Origin of the sequence: Tardiphaga sp. (assembly GCF_028290495.1) — a bacterium.
In the GTDB taxonomy this organism is placed as follows: Bacteria; Pseudomonadota; Alphaproteobacteria; order Rhizobiales; family Xanthobacteraceae; genus Tardiphaga.
The window spans coordinates 1-16,973 of sequence record NZ_JAQGJT010000126.1; the positions used below are offsets into that span (position 1 = coordinate 1).

At 61.2% G+C, this 16,973-nt stretch carries 23 protein-coding genes and 1 tRNA gene; 17 read left to right on the top strand and 7 right to left on the bottom strand.

Annotated features, from left to right (window positions below; translation table 11 throughout):
* From JWQ24_RS18810 to JWQ24_RS18820, 3 genes are all read left to right on the top strand, one after another.
* A partial coding sequence (locus JWQ24_RS18810) for a hypothetical protein (protein ID WP_299811381.1) occupies positions 1 to 504 on the top strand: 504 nt, incomplete at its 5' end.
* Positions 505 to 636: 132 nt separating this feature from the next.
* Complete coding sequence (locus JWQ24_RS18815) at positions 637 to 792, top strand: hypothetical protein (RefSeq protein ID WP_299811384.1); 156 nt, start codon at positions 637 to 639, stop codon at positions 790 to 792.
* 233 nt (positions 793 to 1,025) lie between these two features.
* A complete protein-coding gene (locus JWQ24_RS18820; RefSeq protein ID WP_299811387.1) occupies positions 1,026 to 1,268 on the top strand; it encodes a hypothetical protein in 243 nt (80 codons plus the stop codon).
* Between the two features lie 59 nt (positions 1,269 to 1,327).
* On the opposite strand, the gene JWQ24_RS18825 is transcribed toward JWQ24_RS18820, so the two are convergent.
* Genes JWQ24_RS18825 through JWQ24_RS18840 form a run of 4 tightly spaced genes read right to left on the bottom strand, consistent with a single transcriptional unit; the run spans position 1,328 to position 4,358 of the window.
* The gene (locus JWQ24_RS18825) at positions 1,328 to 2,272 is read right to left on the bottom strand and encodes a hypothetical protein (RefSeq protein WP_299811390.1); all 945 of its coding nucleotides are present in this window, start codon (positions 2,270 to 2,272) and stop codon (positions 1,328 to 1,330) included.
* Positions 2,269 to 3,708: a DnaB-like helicase C-terminal domain-containing protein gene (locus JWQ24_RS18830; RefSeq protein ID WP_299811393.1), complete on the bottom strand. Its 1,440-nt coding sequence runs from the start codon at positions 3,706 to 3,708 to the stop codon at positions 2,269 to 2,271. Before JWQ24_RS18830 ends, JWQ24_RS18825 begins: the two co-directional genes overlap by 4 nt.
* Positions 3,705 to 3,908, bottom strand: coding sequence for a hypothetical protein (locus JWQ24_RS18835; RefSeq protein WP_299811396.1), 204 nt, complete (start codon positions 3,906 to 3,908; stop codon positions 3,705 to 3,707). Before JWQ24_RS18835 ends, JWQ24_RS18830 begins: the two co-directional genes overlap by 4 nt.
* 57 nt (positions 3,909 to 3,965) lie before the next feature.
* Entirely contained in the window at positions 3,966 to 4,358 is a 393-nt protein-coding gene (locus tag JWQ24_RS18840; protein WP_299811401.1) for a hypothetical protein, read from the bottom strand.
* Between the two features lie 665 nt (positions 4,359 to 5,023).
* On the opposite strand from JWQ24_RS18840, the gene JWQ24_RS18845 reads away from it, so the two are divergent.
* From JWQ24_RS18845 to JWQ24_RS18870, 6 genes are all read left to right on the top strand, one after another.
* Positions 5,024 to 5,884: a hypothetical protein gene (locus tag JWQ24_RS18845; protein ID WP_299811404.1), complete on the top strand. Its 861-nt coding sequence runs from the start codon at positions 5,024 to 5,026 to the stop codon at positions 5,882 to 5,884.
* 80 nt (positions 5,885 to 5,964) lie between these two features.
* Complete coding sequence (locus tag JWQ24_RS18850) at positions 5,965 to 6,303, top strand: hypothetical protein (protein WP_299811406.1); 339 nt, start codon at positions 5,965 to 5,967, stop codon at positions 6,301 to 6,303.
* A complete protein-coding gene (locus tag JWQ24_RS18855) occupies positions 6,303 to 6,548 on the top strand; it encodes a hypothetical protein (protein WP_299811409.1) in 246 nt (81 codons plus the stop codon). Before JWQ24_RS18850 ends, JWQ24_RS18855 begins: the two co-directional genes overlap by 1 nt.
* Positions 6,549 to 6,558: 10 nt before the next feature.
* Positions 6,559 to 7,029, top strand: coding sequence for a hypothetical protein (locus JWQ24_RS18860; RefSeq protein ID WP_299811412.1), 471 nt, complete (start codon positions 6,559 to 6,561; stop codon positions 7,027 to 7,029).
* 69 nt (positions 7,030 to 7,098) lie between these two features.
* Positions 7,099 to 7,950, top strand: coding sequence for a hypothetical protein (locus JWQ24_RS18865; RefSeq protein WP_299811415.1), 852 nt, complete (start codon positions 7,099 to 7,101; stop codon positions 7,948 to 7,950).
* A gap of 232 nt (positions 7,951 to 8,182) precedes the next feature.
* Positions 8,183 to 9,448 (top strand): hypothetical protein, encoded by a 1,266-nt coding sequence (locus JWQ24_RS18870; protein WP_299811417.1) that lies wholly within the window; start codon positions 8,183 to 8,185, stop codon positions 9,446 to 9,448.
* Positions 9,449 to 9,457: 9 nt separating this feature from the next.
* On the opposite strand, the gene JWQ24_RS18875 is transcribed toward JWQ24_RS18870, so the two are convergent.
* The 3 genes from JWQ24_RS18875 to JWQ24_RS18885 all read right to left on the bottom strand — a co-directional run bounded on the left by JWQ24_RS18875 (position 9,458) and on the right by JWQ24_RS18885 (position 10,597).
* Positions 9,458 to 9,931 carry a hypothetical protein gene (locus tag JWQ24_RS18875; RefSeq protein WP_299811420.1) on the bottom strand — a complete coding sequence of 158 codons (474 nt, stop codon included), beginning with the start codon at positions 9,929 to 9,931 and terminating at the stop codon, positions 9,458 to 9,460.
* Complete coding sequence (locus JWQ24_RS18880) at positions 9,918 to 10,400, bottom strand: type II toxin-antitoxin system antitoxin SocA domain-containing protein (protein ID WP_299811423.1); 483 nt, start codon at positions 10,398 to 10,400, stop codon at positions 9,918 to 9,920. Before JWQ24_RS18880 ends, JWQ24_RS18875 begins: the two co-directional genes overlap by 14 nt.
* A 120-nt stretch (positions 10,401 to 10,520) precedes the next feature.
* Positions 10,521 to 10,597, bottom strand: a tRNA-Pro gene (locus tag JWQ24_RS18885).
* Between the two features lie 89 nt (positions 10,598 to 10,686).
* Between JWQ24_RS18885 and JWQ24_RS18890 the strand changes: the two genes are divergently transcribed.
* From JWQ24_RS18890 to JWQ24_RS18925, 8 genes are all read left to right on the top strand, one after another.
* Positions 10,687 to 11,670, top strand: coding sequence for an L-threonylcarbamoyladenylate synthase (locus tag JWQ24_RS18890; RefSeq protein ID WP_299811426.1), 984 nt, complete (start codon positions 10,687 to 10,689; stop codon positions 11,668 to 11,670).
* 23 nt (positions 11,671 to 11,693) lie between these two features.
* Entirely contained in the window at positions 11,694 to 13,136 is a 1,443-nt protein-coding gene (locus tag JWQ24_RS18895; RefSeq protein WP_299811429.1) for an FAD-binding oxidoreductase, read from the top strand.
* Positions 13,133 to 13,573, top strand: coding sequence for a GNAT family acetyltransferase (locus tag JWQ24_RS18900; protein ID WP_299811431.1), 441 nt, complete (start codon positions 13,133 to 13,135; stop codon positions 13,571 to 13,573). The genes JWQ24_RS18895 and JWQ24_RS18900 overlap by 4 nt, the downstream gene beginning before the upstream one ends.
* 192 nt (positions 13,574 to 13,765) lie before the next feature.
* Positions 13,766 to 14,032: a hypothetical protein gene (locus JWQ24_RS18905; protein ID WP_299811434.1), complete on the top strand. Its 267-nt coding sequence runs from the start codon at positions 13,766 to 13,768 to the stop codon at positions 14,030 to 14,032.
* Positions 14,033 to 14,251: 219 nt separating this feature from the next.
* Positions 14,252 to 15,136: a folate-binding protein gene (locus JWQ24_RS18910; RefSeq protein WP_299811437.1), complete on the top strand. Its 885-nt coding sequence runs from the start codon at positions 14,252 to 14,254 to the stop codon at positions 15,134 to 15,136.
* A gap of 13 nt (positions 15,137 to 15,149) precedes the next feature.
* The gene (locus tag JWQ24_RS18915) at positions 15,150 to 15,776 is read left to right on the top strand and encodes a DNA-3-methyladenine glycosylase I (protein WP_299811440.1); all 627 of its coding nucleotides are present in this window, start codon (positions 15,150 to 15,152) and stop codon (positions 15,774 to 15,776) included.
* Positions 15,776 to 16,402 (top strand): HD family hydrolase, encoded by a 627-nt coding sequence (locus JWQ24_RS18920; RefSeq protein WP_299811442.1) that lies wholly within the window; start codon positions 15,776 to 15,778, stop codon positions 16,400 to 16,402. The genes JWQ24_RS18915 and JWQ24_RS18920 overlap by 1 nt, the downstream gene beginning before the upstream one ends.
* Positions 16,403 to 16,443: 41 nt before the next feature.
* A complete protein-coding gene (locus tag JWQ24_RS18925; RefSeq protein WP_299811444.1) occupies positions 16,444 to 16,950 on the top strand; it encodes a protein-tyrosine phosphatase family protein in 507 nt (168 codons plus the stop codon).
* Positions 16,951 to 16,973 lie beyond the last annotated feature (23 nt).

The window sequence follows — 16,973 nt, forward strand, 5'->3', positions numbered from 1 at the left end:
CCGCGGGCAGTCATACCCGACACAGCAGTAAGTTCGCGGTTCGGTTCGCACAGCACGATGTGCCAGCCTGAGTTCGTAGTTTTCATTTCCGGCACGCTCGTATCCCTCTTTCAAATCTCAGTTGCAGTGCGAACGGCCCGGAATACGCTGGGCTGGAAGGCGTCGATTTCGGCCGGAAAGCATATAGTGGTGGCCAAATGGAGCGATTCGATTTTGACGCCGCAAGAATTAAGCCTGATCAAAGCCCGCTATTTCCGGTCGATATTGAATGTGGCCAGGCCAACCGACGAAGTTTCCGCTCTCCGCCTGATAGGCTCGCTGGTGAATGACGCGCAGACAGCCGATGCGCCGCCCGATCTCGCCGCGGCCGAACTGGCGACACTGGAAGCCGTCCGGCGTCTGGCAGAGAGCATGCATACGCGGGAGCACAGCTTGGCCGCCGCGTGGAATGGCGCCACCCGCGCCGTGCAACACTGGCTTGGATTGTTGGGTGAGCGCCCGTAGAGCATCACCCTGCATTCTCCTCGTTTACTGGAGCCGCCAGAGATGCATTCCCGATGACCTTCACGGTGACCGGAGCCCATTTGAGCAACCGGCACATGGCAGCACACCCGAGCGTCGCCCCGGCGCCTGGCAATGACAGCCAAAAGCCACGATCCCAAGCCGATCGATTTGAAGCTGGCGCTCCTCCGGGGTTTTGTAATCGCGCATGTGGGTGATGGCGGTCATGCGATGGTCCTCGAAATCTTGTGCGCCGGTGCCATTTTCTGTGCGCCGCATGCGCTGAATTAGTATCTGACTGGCCGGGTTTGATGCCCGCTTCCGTTCCCGCCTGCAGGTTGCTCCGCAGTGCGCGGCCATTCCCCATCTCCAAGAACGCGCTGACCTGATCGTTGAGGACCTTCGCAGGCGCTACAAATTGATCGGCCCACGCTGCGGCAGCTCATATGTGCGCAGCGCTCCCCTGGAACAGATCGCACGATAGCCGGTTGAGCATTTAAACTGACCAGACGGAGATTGGAGCCATGGCAACCGTAGTCGGCTATACGCCGCGAGATCTCGAGTTGATGGTGAAACGGGAACTGCGGAAGCATCACGAGATCCCGGAAGCCCTGATTGTCGAAATTATGCGGGACGGACCGTCTTGGCGCGCGAAGGCTCGGTTCAAGGCCTCCGACGATCTCCCTGACACCCGCAAAGACGAAATCGCCGCCCGCGTAGAACAGATTGGCCGACAGTTGGCCCCGCGACACGCCATGGTCGGCTGACCGTCCCCCGCTTCGTCCACGGCTTTCGCTCAGCGTTCGTCTTAGCTGGTCAGTTTCGCTCATGCAGCAGCTTCCTTGCGGGCAATATTCAGACGGTCAACGACATGACCAGGCGCTAGGCAATCGGCATGCCCAGGTGGAGCGCCGTAGTATTTCTCAGGCCAGACACCCGCTTCGCGATAACGCTGCAGCCGGTCCTCCCATTCGCTGTCGGTGAACGTCTTGGGATCGCGTGTGGGCGCCTCAATTTTCGTTTGAGCGAGCGGCACACCCACTTGCGGCGGCGCTTCCGGCTCGTCCGCGTAGCTGCCGGCGTTCAACCAGCTCGCCGGATACGGGCAAAATTGCAGATCGCGATCCCGCCATGCCGCGGCGAACGTCTCCGTTTTCGCGAGCAAGTCGCTTCCCGAGATCTCGCCGCTGGCGATGACCTTGCCGTAAGCCCGCTCAGCGTCTTTCGGGGCCTTCTTTTTCGGATAGACCTCGTACCATTTTTGAAATCCCTCCGCCGCGCGCTTGGGCGCGTTACTTTTCTTCTTCTTTCTTTTTCCTTCTTCTTCTTCTGGCCCTTGGCTGGCCTTTGCTTGGCCCATTGGTTGGCCTTTAGGCTGGCCCGATGCTTGGCCCTCGTCCGCATCGCCGAATTGATATTCGTCGTATTTGCAGATCGTTATGATTGATTGTAGCTGGCCTTCTTGCTGGCCTGAATGCCGGTCTATTCGGCCGTCTGTTTCGAGACGGTCCAAAAACGTCCGAACTGCCTTCTCGGAAGACCAACTCCAAGCCGATCGCATGAACGCACGGGAGAACGACAGTTGCCCGCGCTTGATCTCTATAAATGTGTTGCCGCGACCGGTGCTAACCCGGACACGTTGCGGCTTCCACGCAGCCATAGCAATCAGCCACTGCCAGGCCTCGCGGCGAGTGAACGGCTCGCCGCCGAAGAAGGCATCGTCCTGATCGAACAGTTTTCGGCTGATCGCGATGACCCCTGCCCTGCTCATACCCACCTCGTTGCAGTGCGGATAGCGTTGCAGCCGGCGTCGAAGAATAGGTTTACCAGTCCGCCCTCGCCGTTGCGGTTCTTGGCGATGTTCGCTTCAAGTGCGTTGCGGACCTCCTGGAGCCGAGCCTCCCTTTTCTGGTCGATATCCTCATTGTCGCTCTTGGTGCGCTCCAGGTAGTAAGCTTCCCGGTAAAGAAAGATGATCAGGTCTGCATCCTGCTCGATGGCGCCGGAATCCCGAAGGTCCGAAAGCGTCGGCCGCTTTTCGTCCCGGGTCTCAACCTGGCGCGACAACTGGGCCAGCGCCAACACAGGTACGTTAAGTTCTTTCGCGAGCGCCTTGAGGCCGTTTGATATCTCCGTGACCTCATTGACGCGTTGGCCAGAGTAGCGCTTGGAGGCGGCCACCAGGTGCATGTGATCGATCACGATCAGGCCGAGCGCCCCGCCCTTCCGTTCCAGCGTCGATTTGTGCCGGCGTGCGCGGGCAGCGATTTGCGAAAGCGACAACCCGCCCTGCAGCTCGATGGTGAGCGGCAGGCCGCGCAGCTTGCGTTGGGCCGCGATGACTCGCTCGGCCTGATCTGTCGGCAGGCGGCCGCGGGCAATGGATTCGTATGTGATGCGGTCGCGATTGTCATAGCAGAGGTCCGCCAGGATGCGGTCAGACAAGCTGACCTCACTCATCTCGAGCGAGAAATAGAGACTCGCGACGCCGTTCAAGGCAGCGGCCTTCGCCATCGCCACCGCGACGCCGCTTTTTCCCATCCCCGGCCGGCCTGCCAAAATGATCAGATCGCCAGCCTGCAAGCCGCCGGTGCGGTCGTCGATGCCTGGCATCCCCGTTGCAATGCCGGTGACAAGGTCGGGATTTTCCATGCCCTTGACCATTCGGGCCAATGATCGATTCGACGCGGTCTCAATGTCCACCCGGATGGCATCGCGCTGCGCCGCAGGAGTGGCAATCTCGTCCAGCACATCGATTGCGGCGGCCGCGCTGTCGTGCGGCGAGGTATCCCCATGCGCGCTTGCGGTCAGGACGGCGGCGGCGTCCAGCAACTTGCGGCGGTCACTCAACTCGCGGATGGTGCGCGCGTAGTCCGGCGCATTGATGATCGTGGTGGCAGCGGCAGCAAGGCGAGCGACATACGCGCCGACCGTCATCTCACCGGGCAGGATAGTTCCCGCTAAAGACCGCAGTTCTGCGACTACGAGGCCGACGTCGATCCGTTGGCCGGCGTTGTGTGCGCCCGAGATTTTCTCGAAAAGGAACTGGTGGACAGGCTCGAAGAAATCGACCGGAATCAACGGATACCGCCGCTCCACCGCGTTCAGTGCATCCTGGTTCATGATGATAGCGCCCAACAGACACTGTTCCGCTTCGATGGAATGCGGCAGCATCGGTTCGCTAAAAAGGGCGTCGATATAGGTCATTGGCGGTTCGTCGCCTGACCGTGCACCGCCGTCTTCGTGCTTCCGTCCGGCACGAACTCAGCCAGCCAACGTGACCACGCGCGACCCGCAGCAAAGCCGTCTTGAATGTCGTGGGATTTTTCGGCCCTGCGACTCGCTTCGATGAACTCGCGCCACAGCCGCTCCGGACGGGTTTCGAGACGCTGCAACTGCTCGGCCATCACAGCTTCCCTCCAGCTTCGGCTTCAAGCGTCGGATCAATCCATAGCGCCACGTCCTCAGCCCATTTCGCCGAGTGATTGCCGATCCGCAGGAAGCATCGGGCCACTGAGCGCCGGATCCGTCGCTTCGAGAAGCCGTTCCAGACGGGCGATTCGAGTACGGAGCGCAGCCAGTTCATCAACATCCGCTTCCAATCCTTGGCGCTGGCCGACCAGCGTCCGCAAATATTCGACCTCGTTTGCCCTGAGGCGGACGCGTGGATCTCGGTACCAGACGTCCTTGATCCGTGACGCCGTCCAGTCCTTGACCTCGCGCCCTACCCTGCGAAGCACGGCTTTCTTGGACTCGTCAGCACGGCGGTTGCCGGCGACTTGTCGCAAAAGGCTCGATGCTTCGTTCAGCAGCAGCTCATTCATTTTGTCCGACCGAATTTCGGATTTTTCCGACATCGCCTGTGTCCCTATGTCTGGGACGAAAGGCGCTACGCACGACAAGGCGAACTAAAGAACGACCAGGCAGCGCGCCGACAAAGTTTGGCGACAACGAAGGCGGCTGCTGATGAAGAGATTTGGAACAAAGCCCAGAGGGCCGGCACGCGCCGGTCTGCCAACGGGTAGTCGTTGCCTGCAGGGTTTGCCCCGGCCCTACCAGGCGCACACGGGCGAGCGGATGCGGATTGCCCCGTCGCGTCCGCTCGCTGCTGTGCAAGAAAGGATGAATGAATGAGAGTGCGATCGTCGGCCATTACCCCTCCGCCTCGCACGAGGTTGCTCGCGTCGGACCTACGGACGACGGCGGCGATCCTGCGGTATCAGGAGTGGGATCGAGAAATGATCCGGCTACATGGCCCGTTGTACTATCGAGAAGTAGGGTACGCTCTTCATTAGCTTCCGCCTGCAGAAATTCGGAGGGTTCAAGCAGAAGACCACCCTTCGCCGCATAGAGAAGAAGAGCAACATGGTGCCGCTGAGGAATGAGCCCGTTCGTCCCTCCCTTCGCCTTCGAATATTGCCACCGATATGGGGCTACAGACCCCACGCGCAGAAGGGACGCGACAACGGCCTCACCGCCTAATCGACGGATAATGGACGCTGCCGGGTTCGCACCTGTTCTCATGGACCTCTCCTTGGAGGCCACACTATTTTCTAAAATAGAAATAATCGCAAGTGTTTTTTTCGATTATAGCGATTGCCCCCCTGCTCATTTTGCGAAATATGAAAATATGCCAAAAGATCCGAGCCGTAATGACATTGCTGTCGAATACATTGTCGGCGAGCTAGCGCGCACCCAAGCGGCCAAGGGCGCCTTAGCGAAGGCGATGAACATTAATGCCTCAGCCCTGTCCAAAATATTGAGCAGACAGCGGCAGGTCGATCTTGGGGAGCTTTTTCTCGCTCAAAGATTCTTCAATTCGCCTGCGGAAATTGAAGAGAGGCTGGTCTACGGGCTTTTCCCCGAGCTGAAGGGAAAGTACTCGAAAGACAAAATACCGTCGCTGAGCGACGAGGAAGCTCTCAGCACCGCAGAACGACTCCGTGCAGCAGAATCTAAGGCTCATAAAGCTGCACTTCAGGCTGACAAACTGCCTTGGCCGATCGAAATTTACATGACTGCCCCCGGCCCAAGTGCTCAAACGTTCGAAATATTTGATGCGGTCATTGACTACAAACTCCCCCCCCCTGCCGTTGGGATACGTCGATTAAGGGGAATATACATATCCGGCGCGAGCGGCTCCCCCCGGTACAACGACGGCGAGTTAGTTCTCTATGACGTTGATCGTCCCGCCGCGATCGGTGATTTTGTTCTAATAGAAGGCCCGCTGCAGGACGGAAAGCGCGAAGCGCGGGTTGGTCAAATGGTGGGACGAACGTTGGATGAGGTCGCTTTATTGATGCTCGACGGATCAACGCAACAGATCAACTCCAACGCCATCTCTGCCACCAGGCGACTCGTTACCGTCGCCGACCTCATATAAAAAATTTCTTAAATCGAAAATATCTGTTGTTTTTTCTTTTTTAGAAAATTATATTGCTCCCGAGTTTGGGAGCAAATGCTTTGTTCGAAGAACTAGTCACATACGCTTCTACCGTCCCGCCTGAAGACCGCCTCCCGACGTTCGCGGAGGTAGACGGCTTCGACGCCGATGCCGCTTGGGATCGCCTTTCGCCGACCGAGCAGCGTCGCGTAGGCATCTTGGCCGTCCGGCTCGGCGTCATCGGCCAGCGCCTCAACTTCGAACATAACGATTGGACGCACGAGCAGGTGCGGATGATGGAAGTGCGCGAGAGCAAAGAGCTCGAAGCGTTCAACGACGCCGTCGAGCCGCTCTGGCAGACGCTGTTCGGTTGGGTCTGCCCCTCCTGGTCAAAGCCCGTCATCAAGCAGGTGGCCTGATGGCTGACACCGTCACCGACCTGGCCAAGCTAACAACTGAGAACGTCGCGCTGCGCAAAGCCTGCCGACACGCGCGGTCCGATCTCGAAGCAATCATCCCCACCGTCGAAGCAGCCTTGCCGGGCGTTCCGGCCTCCGGCTTACGCCAGACGTTGGGGCTGATCCATCGTGCGCTCGCGCTGAGACCAGCGAGCGACGGAGGAAACCATCCGCAGCAATCCACCACTCATCGCGATAACTCATAGGGGTATGACAATGTACACCGCGACAGCAGAACAGACCGCCGACGTGATCACTCCGAACTTTGGCGCGACCGTTGAAAAAACGGTAGCCCAGCGAGCGACGCCCGCCCATCGTCGCCGCCAGCATGCTGACAACAAGCTGATCGAACTGTGCATGGAAGTCACAGCAAACATGGCTGCGGCGGACGGCGCGTTCAAAGCAGATCCGAGCGGTAACAGCGATTTTGCTGAAGCATGGGACGATATTTATCGTAGCCGGGCCAACCAGGCGATGCAGCGCGCGACGAAAGTGAAGGCACAAACGGCAGACGGCTTGCGCTCCAAGGCAGCCGTGGCGGACGTGATTTACAGCTGGCTGAGATCGTTCACATGCGAGCCCGAACACACAGCGTTCCTCACCTCGTTCACTGTCGACGTCATCCGTATGCAGCAAGCGATGCTTCAGGAAAGAGTGTCGCACAAGAAGTTTTCAGACGCGCGCTGAACGTTGATCGCAACTGATCTGCGAATCATTCGCAGAGCGTAATCGGCGCGTCCGATCGGGGTAACTTCAATGCTTGACGTCACATCTTCCCAAAAAACATCCGTAGAGCCCCGGCACATTCTCAGATCGCCACTCAACGAGCGCGTCAATGTCTTACCGCCGGTCATCGATGCCGATCTTGCTCTACAGCAGGACGAAACGCTATATCCGGCCGCCATTTTTGGAACACTGCCGCAGGGCTTCGATCCAGTGAACGCCGACATCCGCACGTTAGCACATTGGTTGCGTAAGGCGATGAACGCAGTGGATAGCCGGCAAGCGCACGAAGATGCAGAAGCCGACAACGACGCCCTGTCAAATGCGATGAAGCCGGTGAACCTTTTATTCAAAACTATCAAGGAAGTCGCGCCCAGATCTCCAGCCTGTTGCGTGTATCAAATGCGGGCTATCGCTGATTTCTCTCAATGGCTGTACGACCCGGACAACCCTGAGCCCAGCGATGACGTCATGGAGGACCTGAGCGTCGCCGAATTTCGACACATCGCAATTAACCTCGAAATGGTCGTAAAGTGCGACGAACCGACCAAACAAGTCGGGCCGCTAACCAAGGGGCGCCGGCTTACGCGCGCTGGTCTGCTGTTGCGTTATCACGCCTTTCTTGTCGGCGAACTGCATACGTTGAGCTTAAACCTGTATGGGTCCTCCGACTACGCGCTGCGACGCCGGCCAATAGATCGGGCTGTTTCGATCCGTGTCAGCAACAATTTCGTTGACGGCCAATACGTCGAGCGACGGAAGAACTACCCGTTCTTCGACGAAGGAAGGTTGTCCCAGCGCGCCCGCGCTGTCCTTGAAAGTCTCGAAATTGATACCGTTCACGGCGCTGACAGGACCGCTAAGCGCCGTACAGGGGGCGGCTGATGCCCCGCAGGCCTCGCGATCACTTGGTCCGCGCTCGGGCGCGTCCACGGCCTCAGGACTGGGCTGACGACGACAGCATGACCCTTATCGAGGCCGTGGCGGTATTCTTCCCCCACGGCCCCCTCACATTGTCGTCTTTTCGGACCGAGATCGCGGCCGGAAGGCTTGAAGTCGCTCGCGTGGCAGGCAAAGATTTGACGACCCCACGCGCAATCAGGAAGCTGGTGACCCCATGCCGGGCAGGAAAGCCAAACCGCCTCGCCTCTGGTGCCGTCCCGATGACGGAACTTGGGTCATCCTCGACCGAGGACGGCAGGTCCGCACAGGCTTCAGCCGCACTGAAACTGAAAGCGCTGCGCGCGCACTCGAAACCTACCTCGGCACGCGCCACAAGCCGACCATCGGCACCCGTGATCCCGCTGCGCTCGCTGTTGCCGACATAATCACCGCGTACGAGGAATCGAAGCGGCCAAAGAATTACGACCTGCTTCGCAGCAAGATTGCCGACAAGCATCCGATTTCGAACGATGAGCGCAAGATCGTGCGCCGCCATGACGAGCTGCTGATCCGCCTCGACAGCGCCAATTCATTTTTCGGAAGGTACAAGCTGGCCGACCTCAAGGCGCAGCTCTGCCGTGACTATGCCGACTGGTGCACCGGCACTCCGAACGACCGAAACCGCGATCTGGAAAAGCGCCGCATCGTCTCTGACCAGACGGCCAGGCGCCACCTCGAAGATTTGCGTGCAGCGATAAACGTCTATCACGGCGAGCACACGCTCGACGTCGTGCCGAAGATCGCCTTGCCTGAAAAGCGCAAAGGTCGCGAACGTTGGCTGCGCCGATCGGAAGCCGCCCGGCTGCTCGGCGCCGCCCTCGGCTTCGTTTGGGATGGTGAGCGCGAGGCGTGGAAACGCAACGATGCCGGTCGCCTATTCCGGAGGCCGACATGGCTGGTGGCTCGGCGCCGGCCAGTCGCCCGGTTTATCTTACTGGGGATCTACAGCGCGCGCCGAGAGGAGACGATCCGCCGGACTCAGTGGATGGCCACCACAACCCATCCATGGATGGATTGCGAGCGCTGGGTCTATCACGGTCGGGGAGGCCAAGAGGCAGCCACCAAAAAACGCCGTCCGCCTGCCAAGATCGCCACAAGGCTGCGTCCACATTTGGCTCGCTGGCGTCAGCTTGATTTAAAACTGGCCGACCATCTCGGCAAACCGGTTCATTTCATCGTGCATCGCGCCGATGGCGAGCAATATGCCGAGAAGATCAAGACGGGTTGGGATGCGATCGTCGCCGACGCTGGCCTGAGCGACGATGTTGTGCGCCACATCCTGCGCCACACTGCGGCGACATGGCTGATGCAGCGCGGCACCGATCCCTGGCAGGCCGCAGGTTGGCTGGGAATGACGCTAGAGCAGTTGCAAGACAACTACGGCCATCATCATCCCGACTTCCAGGAAGAGGCCGCGGACGCTTTTAGCGGACGGCGGTGATGTTGGTCGTCAGGCCCGTGGGTATACTTCGTGTTCTTGATCTAAGAACACGAGGAAAAATGCACTTTTGGCGCGAAAGCCGTGCACACGGGACTCCTGGTCAACTCGCAATTCAAACCAGGTTAGGTCGTCGCTGATTTTTCCCATGAAAGCAGTTTTTGGAAGCTTGGAGATATCTTTGTGGGTCGTGTATCCAAAACCGACCTTGTCTCCGGCCTTGCCTGCCGTCCGGTAAATGTCGGTCCAAGTCATTTGACCCAACTTTTTGCAGAACGCACTGAACGCCCGAAGCTTATCAGGCGTCCAGGCCGAGAAGCACTGATATTCTGACCAGTAATATTTGAGACTGACGTAAGGCTGCTCGGTATTCTTGTCGTCATCTATTCCGAGAATAGCAGCTTCGCGCAAAGTAACGTTTAAGTCCGCAATGTTACCGCGCGCTTGTTTTTCAGCAATTTTTCTAAGCTTATCATTCTTCGCCATCGGTCTCCGAATCCAGGCCAGAATAAAATTCCAACATGCCTTCCTTCGGGATCACAGCATTTGATCGCTCTTCCGGACCAAGGGAGCCTCGAGCATCCTTCCACGGATCCTCGCGATGGGTCATCGCTTCAAGATGCTTTGCTGAAAAGTCGCCATACACGCTTAGAATGCTGCCGATATGAGCAAAGGTCTCAGGGTCGAGGAGCGGGGCATCCCTGGGCGCCGGAATAGCGTCCCACTGATAATGTTTATAGGTATGGAAGACGCTCTCCAGCACAGGACCGTGAGCCCACGCCTGAAAATCCTCATCGAAGAGGGGGCGCTTCAACCACACCAGCGCCCAAGCCTGCGCGTAGTACAGAAGTTTCTGCAACTTCAAGTGGGTCATCGAATCGCCAGCGGAGCGATCAATGCCAGCCAAGAACGATCGAGCAATCTCTCCGGGCGAATAGATGCTGGGATCAGACATTCGAAACTCTTTCGCTACTACCGGCTGCCCGAATCATAACAAGAAACCTGCAAAACGCCAAAACGTTGCGCATTTCATTGCATGGCACGAAAGGTCTAAATGCTAAGTATTTGAATTACTTGGTCGGAGTGGCAGGATTTGAACCTGCGACCCCTGCGTCCCGAACGCAGTGCTCTACCGGGCTGAGCCACACTCCGACAAGTGGCCGGCTTATAGCCTTGGGTTTCGCATACCGCAAGAACCTCGGTAAAAGAACTGACGCAATTGCGATGAGGATCGTTTCGAGATGACTGTCGGCCTGACCACCCGCATGACTGACGCCGGCCCGGAGGCCGTGGCGGCGGCGGCGCAATGCCTGCGCGAGGGCGGTTTGCTGGGATTTCCGACCGAAACCGTCTACGGGCTCGGCGCCGACGCGGCCAATGCCGCGGCAATCGCGCGGCTGTACCAGGCCAAGGGGCGGCCGGCGTTCAACCCGCTGATCGCCCATGTCAGCGACCTCCAGGCCGCGCAACGGATCGCGCGATTCGATTCGCAGGCACTGAGGCTCGCCGAATCGTTCTGGCCGGGGCCGCTGACCCTGGTGCTGCCGAAGACGCCGGATTGCCCGGTGGCGGACCTCGCCACCGCCGGGCTCGACACCGTCGCCGTGCGCGTGCCGGCCCATCCGGTCGCCCGCGCGCTGCTGCAGGCGTTCGGCGGCGCGGTGGTGGCTCCATCCGCCAATCGCTCCGGCCACGTGTCCCCGACCACCGCAGCCCATGTGCGGGCCGACCTCGACGGACGGATCGACTGGATTGTCGACGGCGGGCCGGTCGAGGTCGGCGTCGAATCGACGATTGTCGGCTGTTTCGAGCCACCGATGCTGCTGCGGCCGGGCGGACTGCCGCGCGAGGCGATCGAGCGATTGCTCGGTCGCCTGCTGGTGTCGGTGCCGCAGGACGCCGAAAACGCCACGGCCCAGCCGCTGGCGCCGGGCATGCTGGCCTCGCATTATGCGCCGCGCACCCCGGTGCGGCTGAGGGCCCGGGACGTCCGCCCGGGCGAGGCGCTGCTGGCGTTCGGGCCGGTCGCGCTGCCGGGACTCGACAATGCCGTCGCGGTGATGAATTTGTCGGAACGTGGCGATCTCGCCGAGGCCGCGACGCGGCTTTTCGGCTATCTTCGCGCCCTCGACACCGCAGGCGGCACGGGCATCGCGGTGATGCCGGTACCGGAACATGGGCTCGGCGAGGCCATCAACGACCGGCTGCGCCGCGCCGCCGCCTGAAGACCAAATTGCAGGAAGTCCCGATGAATATCGTCCAGAAGCCGCCCGCAACCTTGTCGCCCGAGACGATCGCGAAGTTCCGCGCCATCGTCGGCGACAAATATGCCGTCACCGACGAAGCGGACGTGCACCAATACGTGACCGAGGAGCGCAACCTGTTCCGCGGCACCTCGCCTCTGGTGCTGCGGCCGGGCTCGACGGCGGAAGTCGCCGCGATCTGCAAGCTCGCCACCGAGACCCGCACCGCGCTGGTGCCGCAGGGCGGCAATACCGGGCTGGTCGGCGGCCAGACGCCCTATGGCGGCGAAGTCGTGATCTCGATGCGGCGGATGGACCGACTGCGCGAGATCGACACCGAATCCAACACCATGACGGTGGAGGCCGGCATGATCCTGCAGAATGCGCAGAACCGTGCGTCGGAAGCCGACCGGCTGTTCCCGCTGTCGCTGGGCTCCGAGGGTAGCTGCACCATCGGCGGCAACCTTTCCAGCAATGCCGGCGGCACCGCGGCGCTCGCTTACGGCGTGGCGCGCGAGATGTCGCTCGGGCTCGAAGTGGTGCTGGCCGATGGCCGCATCCTCAACAGCCTGTCGAAGCTGAAGAAGGACAATACCGGTTACGACCTGCGCAACCTGTTCATCGGCGCGGAGGGCACGCTCGGCATCATCACTGCGGCGACGTTGAAACTGTTTCCCAAGCCGCGCGCCATCGAGACCGCCTTTGTCGGACTGAAATCCCCTGACGACGCGCTGAAGCTGCTGGCGATCGCGCGCGACGAAGCCTCGGGCCAGCTCACCAGCTTCGAGCTGATCGCCGACATCGCGGTGGATTTCAGCGTCCGCCACGGCATCGGCGTCCGCGATCCCCTGGCCAGCAAGCACGCCTGGTACGTGCTGATGGAATTGTCGTCGTCGCGCGACGGCATCAGCGACACGCTGGAACGGATTCTCGAGCGCGGCATGGAAGAGGGCATCGTCGACGACGCCGCCATCGCCGCCAATCTCGCCCAGCGCCAGGGGTTCTGGAAACTGCGCGAGGAAATCTCGCCGGCGCAGAAGCCGGAAGGCGGCTCGATCAAGCACGACATCTCGGTGCCGGTCGCGGCCGTTCCCGCTTTCATCGCCGAGGCCAATGCAGCGGTGGTCAAGTTGCTGCCCGGCGCGCGGCCGGTGCCGTTCGGCCATCTCGGCGACGGCAACATCCATTACAACGTCACCCAGCCGGTCGGCGCCAATACCGCGGAATTCCTGGCGCGCTGGCACGACGTCAGCGACGTGGTGTTCGAGGTGGTGCTTCGGATGCACGGCTCGATCTCCGCCGAGCACGGCATCGGCCAGCTCAAGGCCGCGGACCTGCCCTCGGTGAAGGACCCGGTGGCGATCGAGGTGATGCGCGGCCTGAAGGCCATGCTGGACCCCCTGAACATCATGAATCCCGGCAAGGTGCTGCTGCCGGTGAAATCATGACCGACATGCTCGAGATCACGGATATCGCGGACGCCGACGTCGCCGGCGTCATCGCGCTGTGGCGGCGCTGTGGACTGGTGCGGCCGTGGAACGATCCCTCCGCTGACATCGCGCTGGCGCGCGCGGGCGACAACTCCACCGTGCTGGTCGGCCGCGTCGGCGCAGCCATTGTGGCGTCGGTGCTGGTCGGCCAGGAAGGCCATCGCGGCTGGGTGTATTACGTCGCCGTCGATCCCGACCATCAGCGGCGGAACTTCGGTCGCATGATCATGGAAGCGGCGGAAGACTGGTTGCGCCACCGCGGCATCGAGAAGCTGCAATTGCTGGTGCGCGGCGACAACGCGCAGGTGAACGCGTTCTACGAGCAGCTCGGCTACGGCGAACAGAAGCGCGTCATTTATGCAAAATGGCTGGATGGACGGCCGCTGACGCCGTGACGAATGGCCGGATTTTGCGCCTAAACCCAGACTAACCCCATGCCCGACAGGGCCTTTCGGCGACGTGATCCATCGCCGTTAACCCTTTTTAAAGATCTGCCATGCGGTGCAGTTTCCGCGTGCTAAATCTCGATTCGCTTGCAAGGAACGTACTCCGATTCGGAGTGTCGTCAGAAATTGTTGGGGAATTGCATGAGCCAGTCCGCCGCCTACCATACCGATCGCGATCCCCTCCCCGACCAGGATCAGAAGCGGGCGGCGCTGGGCTATCTGAACGAAGCCTGGGCGGAAGCGCGTCACGACGGCATCGATGGCGATTGCCTGGCGCAGGCCAGCCTGTTCGCCGCCTTTGCCGAGCTGGTCGGCACCTATGGCGAAGACGCCGTGGCGAAATTCGTCGAAGGCCTGCCCGGCCGCGTGCGCAACGGCGAATTCTCGCTGATGCTGGCAAAGCAGTAGTTTCCGCAAACTCAACTGTCATCGTCCGGCTTGACCAGGCGACTCAGTATACGGCGGCCGTGCGGTTGATCACGAACGACAGCGTCTACTGGGTCACCCGCCTGCGCGGGTGGCGACAACGGAGTGGGTGGTGGCTGCCCCCGGCCCTTGTTGTCGGCGGCTGTGCGGCATAGCTTTGGTGATCCTGTCCGCACGGTCACCTGAGCTACGAGTATCCCTATGAAAGCAGCGCTTCTTCCTGATCGCGGCGTCGTCAAGCTGTCCGGCGACGACGCACGTGGCTTTCTCAACAATCTCGTGACGTCCGAGATCGAGCTGGTGCGGCCCGGCACCGCGCGGTTCGGCGCGTTGCTGACGCCGCAGGGCAAGATCGTCACCGATTTCCTCGTGACCGAGGCCTCCGCCGGCCACGGCGGCGGGTTGCTGATCGAATTGCCGCGCGAACTGGCCGCGCCGCTCGCCACCAAGCTCGGCTTCTACAAACTGCGCGCCAAGGTCGTGGTGGAGAACCTGTCGGATTCGCTCGGCGTGCTCGCGGTGTGGGACGGCGAGCCCGCACTGAAACCCGACCTCACTTACGCCGATCCGCGCGATGCGCGCCTCGGCTACCGCATCCTCATTCCTGCCGAACTGGCGGCCAAGACCGCCGCCATGATCGGCGCCGACCTGGTCGATGAGGAAGCCTATGAGGCGCACCGCATCCAGACCGGCGTGCCGCGCGGCGGCGTCGACTTCGCCTATGGCGACGCATTCCCGCATGAGAGCAACATGGACCGTCTCGCGGGCGTCGATTTCGACAAGGGCTGCTATGTCGGCCAGGAAGTCGTGTCGCGCATGCAGCATCGCGGCACGGCGCGCACGCGCATCGTCCGCGTCATCCTCGATGGAGATGCCCCGCAGCCGGGCAGCGAGATCCGCGCCGCCGACAAGCCGGTCGGCAAGATGGGCTCCTCCGCCGCGGGCCAGGGCCTGGCCTTGATCCGCACCGACCGCGCCACCGACGCGCTCGACGCACAGGCCGCGTTTCTTGCAGGCGGCTCGCCTATTCATTTTGCCGATCCGGACGCCTTGCGCGCGCTGGCGTCGAAAAAGACGATTGCATGAAGAAGATTTGGGCATGAGCAAAGCCGCGCGCCTGCATGCCGACGGCAAGACGCGTTGCCCGTGGCCGGGCGAAGATCCGTTTTACGTCGCCTATCACGACACCGAATGGGGCGTGCCGGAATATGACGACCGCGCCTTGTACGAGAAGCTGATCCTCGACGGCTTTCAGGCCGGGTTGTCCTGGATCACCATCCTGCGCAAGCGCGATAATTTTCGCAGCGCGTTCGACGATTTCCAGCCGGAAAAGATCGCGCGCTACGACGAGAAGAAGGTGCTCGCACTGATGAACGACGCCGGCATCGTGCGCAACCGCTCCAAGATCGAGGGCGCCATCAACAGCGCGAAGTCCTATCTGAAGATCATGGAAGAAGGCGCCGGCTTCTCGAAATATCTGTGGGATTTCGTCGACGGCCGGCCGATCGTCAACAAGTTCAAGACGCATGGCCACGTGCCGCCCTCGACGCCGCTGTCGTTGAAGATTTCCAAGGACCTGCAGGCGCGTGGCTTCAAGTTTGTCGGCCCCACCATCGTCTATGCCTTCATGGAAGCGACCGGCATGGTCAACGACCATCTGGTGTCCTGCTTCTGCCACGACCTCTGCACCGGCCAGCAACGCGCGCCGCGACTCAAAGTGAAGTAATGGCGAAATCAAAATCCGAACCGAAGTTTTCCCGGGATGTCGATACACGGGCCTGGCAGCGCATGCTGTCCGGTCGAAGGCTCGACCTGCTCGATCCCTCGCCGCTCGACATCGAGGTCGCCGACATCGCGCATGGGCTGGCCCGCGTCGCGCGCTGGAACGGGCAGACGCATGGCCCGAACATCTTCTCGGTGGCGCAGCACACGCTGCTGGTCGAGGCCGTGCTGCGGCAGCAGTTGCCGCGCGCCGACCATTCGGTGCGGCTCGCAGCATTGCTGCACGATGCGCCGGAATACGTCATCGGCGACATGATCTCGCCGTTCAAGGCGGTGATCGGCGGCGCCTACAAGGTGGTCGAGCATCGGCTGCTGGCCGCCATCCACATCCGCTTCGGTCTGCCGCCGGTATTGGCCGAGGCGATCACCAAACAGATCAAGACCGCAGACATGGGCGCTGCCTATCTCGAAGCAACGCGCCTCGCTGGCTTCAAGGAAACCGAGGCGAAGCGGCTGTTCGGCAAGGACCCCGGGCTGACGGAAGAAGCCGAAGCAGATTTCCTGACGCCATGGTCGGCCGGCAAGGCCGAGAAGCGGTTTCTGACCAGATTCGCGGCGGTGGCGACGTAACCGGCACCGGCCTATGATCTATTACCAACCAAGGTACCTCCATGATCCACGTCTGCTCGCTCGCTGATCTGCAGGACACCGTGAAGCACACCGGCGCCAGCCATGTGCTGACGGTGATGGCCAACGTCGCGCAGGTACAGCGGCCAGCGACAGTTCTGGAGGCCAACCACCTGCGGGTGCAGATGGACGATATCACCGAGCCCACCGAAGGCTTCGTCGCGCCGAACGAGGCGCATGTCGCCCGCGTGCTGGAGTTCGTTCGCCGCTGGGACCGCAGCGCACCGTTAGTCGTGCATTGCTATGCCGGCATCAGCCGCTCGACCGCGAGCGCCTTTGCCGCGGTCTGCATGCTCAATCCGCAGCGCGACGAGCGCGACATCGCGCGCCTGATCCGGGCCGCATCGCCGATCGCCTCCCCGAACCGGCTGCTGGTGAGTCTCGCGGATCGCGCGCTCGGCCGCGACGGCCGCATGGTCCGCGCCCTCGACGAGATGGGCCCCGGCAGCATGACGGTGGCCGGACGGCCGTTCCGGCTCGATCTGGAGTAAATCCACGCGGACTGCGTGCCACA